This is a genomic window from Mesorhizobium sp. P3_A9 (genome assembly GCF_056402975.1).
Window position 1 is genome coordinate 1 of the sequence record NZ_JBFUGJ010000340.1, and the last position, 6,170, is coordinate 6,170.

Here is a 6,170-nt window from a genome sequence, read left to right on the forward strand (position 1 = left end):
CCTGAGGGGCGACGGGCTCTCGACCACCGCCACGGATCAGGCAAGCACCTGGTCCGTGGCACCCTCAACAATGCACGATTCCAAACACACAAGGGGTGTTCTAGCGGAATGAGGCGTTGGCGTTCCCTGGAACACCCCTCATCCGACCTCGCTTCGCGAGGCCACCTTCTCCCACAAGGGGAGAAGGGAAAGCGTTAGGCAGCCTCGCCCTGCACGGAGCGGCTGAGGCGGCGRACYTCCTCGTCGTTGAGCAGGCCACCGGCGCGCAGCAGGCTGGCGAAGCGGCCGTTGCGCAGCGACAGTTCGGCGAAGCCRCCCATYTCGAYCACCCGGCCCTTGTCCATGAACACGACCAGATCGGCGTCKCGAACGGTGGTCAGGCGGTGGGCGATGATGAAGGTGGTGCGGYCGCGCCGCAGTTCGTCGATCGCTTCCTTGACGCGGTCCTCGGTCTCGACGTCGAGCGCGCTGGTCGCCTCGTCGAGCACCAGGATCGGCGCATCCTTCAGCACGGCACGCGCAATGGCGATGCGCTGGCGCTCGCCGCCCGACAACTGGCCGCCACGTTCTCCGACCACTGTGTCGTAGCCATTGCTCTTGGCCAGGATGAAGTCCTGCGCGGCAGCCGCGGTGGCGGCGGCATGGATCTCGTCATTTCTCGCATCGGCACGGCCGACGCGGATGTTGTCCTCGATCGAGCGGTTGAGAAGCCCCGCATCCTGGAACACGGTGGCGATCGAATGGCGCAGCGACTTGCGGGTCACSGTGCGGGTRTCGAYGCCGTCGATCAGGATRCGGCCRCTGGACGGCGAGAAGACGCGCTGCAAMAGATTGATGAGCGTGGTCTTGCCGGCACCTGTGGGTCCGACGATGGCAACGGTCTGGCCGGCCTGAACCTCGAAGGACACGTCGCTGACGCCCTGCCCCGAATTGGCGAATTCGAAGCCGACATCCTCAAAACGGACATGGCCGGTGACGTTGGTGAGGTCGCGCAGGCCATCCGGCTCGGCGGTATCGGCGGCCGAGTCCTCAAGCTTGTAGAACTCCTCGAGCTTGGCGCGGGCCTCCGAAATCTGGTTGGCGAAGGCCGACAGCTGATCGAGGCGAGAGATGAGCAGCGTCGCGAAGCCGGTGAAAGCAACGACGTCGCCGACGCGCAACTGGCCATGGGTAACCAGATAGGCGCCGATGATCAGCACGACCATCATCGATATGGTCGAGGACAGGCGCTGCAGCGCGTTGGCGATCGCCCACCAGTCGAGCACGGGGTTCTGCGCATCGAGCAGGTTCCTGACATAGCGGCGCAGCGTCTCGGCCTCGTGGCCAAGGCGGTTGTAGCTCTGCAGCACGGCGACGTTACTGACCGAGTCGGTCACATGCGCGAAAACCTTGTGGTAGTGGCGCTCGACGGCTGCCTGACCTGCCTTGGTCCGCTTCATCACCAGCCGGCCGATGCCGACATAGAGCACGCCAAGCACGAGCAGCACCATCGACATGCGCACATCCATGCTGAGTGCCGTCGGCACCAACAAGACCAGCGTAACGGCCGTGGACAAATGCTGGCGCATAAATTCGAGCCACAGGCTGAACAGCGTCTCGACCGCGCGCAACAGCGTGTGCAAGGCATTGGACGTTCCGCGCTGATGATGCCAGGCGAGCGGCATGGTGATCACGCGTTCGAACGACTCGCAGAGCACTTCCGAGCGGCGGGCATGCGCAAAGCGATCGGCGCCGCGGGCCACCAGCACAAAGGCAATGACACTGAAGACGCCGAGGCCGGCCCAAAGGGCGAGCAATGAAAAAACCGGACCGTGGCTGGAGATAGCGTCGATCACCCGACCGAACAGGATCGACTCAACGATCGCAATCGCGGCCAGCGCGACATTGGCGCCGCAAATCAGCGCCACGCGCTTCTTGTCGGATGCCAGATAGCCCAGCGCTCTCCAATAGATCTGCAGAAGTGACACTTCAGCTACTCCGCCAACTCTCTATTGTGCCCAATACCAATATTGTGCACTGCACCATTCCCTAAACACGTAACGGTTGATGCGTCGCAAAACAATGCCCGTCTACCGGTTCCGTTCCCATTTAGCGAACAAAACATGACGACGATGCGAAATCTGACGTGATCACCTAACGGGTTGAGATAAAAGGTGAAATGCCAGCGTTGCGGCAAAATCATGGCAGCAGCCGAGCGCTGCCACATTTTTAATCACCGCGGTATTGCAAGGCTTGATCGGGAGGCATCTTGCGGGCGCAGCAGCGGATCGCGTGCAAGTAACAGGACGCGGCGTCGCGCGTCCCGAAAGACGCGCGAACAACCAACCTAAGCTGTTGATTTTACGCCGGTATCTTGACCACGATCACGGCCTGAGTGCCGGCTTTGGGTTCGAATGAAGCGGACTTTGTTTTCGAACCATCGACTTCTAGCGAGATCGTCTTGGTCTTTTTGTCGCGAACGACATGAACCTTGATCTCTGCACCCAGCATCTTGAGCGTGGCCTGGTAGCCATCCCAGTGGCTGGGCAGTTTCGGCCGGAACGTGATCTGCTTACCGTGCCGTTCGATGCCGAGGATGCCCTCCACCGCCGCCCGGTAGAGCCAGCCCGCCGAGCCGGTGTACCACGTCCAGCCGCCGCGCCCGCCCTTGTCATCTCCGGCGTAGATATCGGCGGCGACGACATAGGGCTCGACACGATAGTGCTCGGCCGAAGCTTCGTCGAATGCGTGATTGACCGGGTTCAGCATCGAGAAGCAGCGATAGGCTTCGTCGGTCTGCCCCATTTCGGCGAGTGCGATGACGAACCACGTGGCGGCGTGGGTGTACTGGCCACCATTTTCGCGCACGCCCGGCGGATAGCTCTTGATGTAGCCGGGATCCTTCTGCGTCTTCGAGAAAGGTGGCGTGAACAGTTTGACGATCTTGAGCTTGTCGTCGACGAGAAGCTCCGTCGCCTGTTGCATGGCCGTCGTCGACCGGGCCGGGTCGCCCTCGCCCGAAAGCACGCTCCAGGACTGGGCGATGGAATCGATCCTGCACTCCTCGGAGGTGCGCGACCCCAAAGGCGTGCCGTCGTCAAAACTGCCGCGCCGGTACCATTCGCCGTCCCATGCCGTGCTCTCGAGCGCCCGCTTCAGCACCTCGGCATGCTTTGCCCAGGCCTGCGCGCGTTTGCTGTCGCCTTCGCTCTTGGCAACGGCGGCAAAATCGCCCAGCGTCTTCAGCAGGAACCAGCCCAGCCACACACTCTCGCCCTTGCCGTGCTCGCCGACGCGGTTCATGCCGTCGTTCCAGTCGCCGCCAAGGATCAGCGGCAGGCCGGCAGGACTGCTGCGCTTGATGGCAAGGTCGAGCGCCCGCGCACAATGGTCGTAGAGCGWGACSGTSKTYTTSGAGATTTCSGGAGTGAAGAAGGCATCGTGCTCGCCCTCGCCCAGCGCCTGCCCGTCGATGAAGGGCAGTTGCTCCTTCAGGATGCCGGCATCGCCGGTCACCTGGAGATAACGCGCCGTGGCGTGGGCCAGCCAGACCACGTCGTCGGAGATCATGGTGCGCACGCCGGCTCCGGTGCGCGGCAGCCACCAATGCTGCACGTCGCCTTCCGGGAACTGCCGCCGTGCGGCATTGAGGATCTGGTCGCGCGCCAGCGTCGGATCATGCGCCAGCAGCGCCAGCGTGTCCTGCAACTGGTCGCGGAAGCCGAAGGCGCCGCTGGCCTGATAGAAGGCCGAGCGGGCGCGGATGCGGCAGGCAAGGCTCTGATAGGGCAGCCAGTGATTGACCATGGCATCGAGCGCCTTGTCCGGCGTCTCGACCTGGATGGTATCGAGGAACGCGCGCCACTCGCGCTCGTTGTCCGCCAGGCGCTGGTCGAAATCCTTGCCCCGGTGCGTCTGCACCAGCGCGCTCGCCTGCGCAGAAGAATCGGCATCGCCGAGCAGCCAGAGCAGCGTGACGTCGCCGCCGGCCGGGATCTCGACGTCGCGAGCGATCGCCGCGCAAGGGTCGTCTCCGGCCTCGACACGGCCCGACAGCGCGGCACCGCTCAGCACAGCCTGCGGCAGCTCGCTGGACCCATGCCGGCCGAGGAACTCGGAGCGATCAGTCGTGACCGAATGGACAGCGGCATCGGCGGCGAGGAAGGCCACGCGCTCGCTGAAATCGAGCCCGTAGGGGTTTTGCGCCAGCAACGCACCGGTTGCTCCGTCGCGCGACGGGACGATGGTTGCCGCGGTCCGCGACCGATGCCCGCCAAGCACCCATTCGGCATAGGCATAGATGCGCAGCCGCGCCGGCACCGAGCCGGAGTTCTGGATGCGCAGCCGCGAAATCTTCACCGGATCGACGGGGTCAACGACATGGGTCAGGTCCATCGACAACGGCCCGCGCTTGGCGCGGAAGGTCGAGAAGCCCTGGCCATGCCATGCCTCGTAGGTCATCGAGGGATCGCGCACCACCGCGGCGATCGGCGAGAACGCCCTGCCGCTGGCCTGATCGTAGATATAGATGCCCTCGCCCGGCCTGTTCGAGACCGGATCGTTCGACCATGGTGTCAACTGGTAGTCGCGGCTGTTGCGGCTCCAGGTGAAGGCAGCACCCTCGGCCGAGGTGTGGAAGCCGAACGAGGCGTTGGAGACGACGTTGATCCACGGCTGCGGCGTGGTGCGCCGGCCAGCCAGACGCACCACATAGTGGCGTCCGTCGCCGTCGAAGCCGCCAAAGCCGTTCCATTGGCTGAGGCCCGTGCCATCGGCTCGGACATCCATAACGGCCTGCGAGGCAAAGGCATGCACCGCCGGCGCCGAAATGTCGCGCAGAGCCGGCAATCCGGTCGGCACAAGCGCATCACGCGCCTGCAGGGCAGCCGCCTCGGCCCGCTCGATCTGATCGAAGATGGTGCCGTTGCGCGTATGCAGCACCACCCGGGCGACGGCGAGCAGCGTCTTGTAGGTGGTCTCTTCCATCAGGTCGCGGCGCACCGCGAAAATGTGCTGGCGGGGACCTAGTTCCTTGCCGCGCAGGCGGCTGTTTTCGCACAGTGTCTCGACCGCACGCTGCAGGTCCTGGACGTAGGACGAGGCCTGCTCGTTGACGACGACGAAGTCGATCATCATGCCGCGGGTGCGCATATATTCCTGGAAGCGCAGCGCCTGGGCGACGATCTCCAGATCGGCAACATCGCCGATCCTGACCAGGAAGATCGGGAAATCGCCCGAAATGCTGGTCGGCCACAGGCTCGACTGCTTGCCGAGGCCCGAAGCGAGGGATTCGGCGGGAAGGCGCAGGAACGCGTCGGGGTAGATCAGATAGCGCGCCAGTTTCTGCACATTGGCGGCATCCGTCAGGCTGAGGCCCATATGGCGGGTCTGCACCTGGCTGCGCGTCCAGGCAAGCATGGCCTGACGGGCAAAGCTCTCCTGATGGTCGAGCCGGTTTATCGCCTCTTCCAGCTCGGTGCGGTTGGTCCCGACCACGGTCCAGAAGGTCAGCGATATCTTCTTGTTGGCGGGCACGCGCACCTGGCGGCGCAGCGAGGCGATCGGATCGAGCGTGAAGCCGGCATGGCCGCCGAGTCTCGCGCCCGGATCGAAGGCGGCGGCATCGACGATGGAGCGGCCGCGGCCGATGAATGCGCGCCTGTCGGTCTCGGCCTCGGCATCGCGCGCCGGTCCGGACGGATCGGTGACGAAATGSGCCRGGGTGATATCAGGCTCGYTGGTKTCRCGCTTGCGSCGCGTGGCGAAGATCGCSSCKTTGTTGGCCGCGATYTCGGTYTCGAYGAACATYTTCGARAAGGCCGGATGCGCGTTGTCGGAAGCCTCCGAGCCGAGCACCAGTTCGGCAAAGGACGTCACTTCGATGTAACGATCGGATGTGCTTTCATTGTAGAGCGTGATGCGACGGCCTTCGCCATTGCCTTCGGAAACGACGATGCATTCGACCTCGGAGCGCAACGTGCCGACCGATTTGACGAAGCTCGCCTTGTCGTCGGAGAACAGGGTCTGCACCTTCTCCTCGGCCGCGCGCTTTGGCTCCGCCGTTGCCGACCACCAGTCGCCAGAGCTGACGTCACGCAGGAAGATGTAGGAGCCCAGGCGGTCCTCGACCGGATCCGGCTGCCAGCGGGTCACCGACAGATCGCCCCAGCGGCTGTAGCCAGAACCTGTCG

At 64.1% G+C, this 6,170-nt stretch carries 2 protein-coding genes; both read right to left on the reverse strand.

The features are described 5' to 3' along the window. Positions 1 to 194: 194 nt before the first annotated feature. Entirely contained in the window at positions 195 to 1,967 is a 1,773-nt protein-coding gene (locus tag AC1DX0_RS29125; protein ID WP_477357860.1) for a glucan ABC transporter ATP-binding protein/ permease, read from the reverse strand. Between the two features lie 373 nt (positions 1,968 to 2,340). Beyond that, positions 2,341 to 6,170: GH36-type glycosyl hydrolase domain-containing protein (locus tag AC1DX0_RS29130; protein WP_477357863.1), on the reverse strand; the 3,830-nt coding region annotated here is incomplete at its 5' end.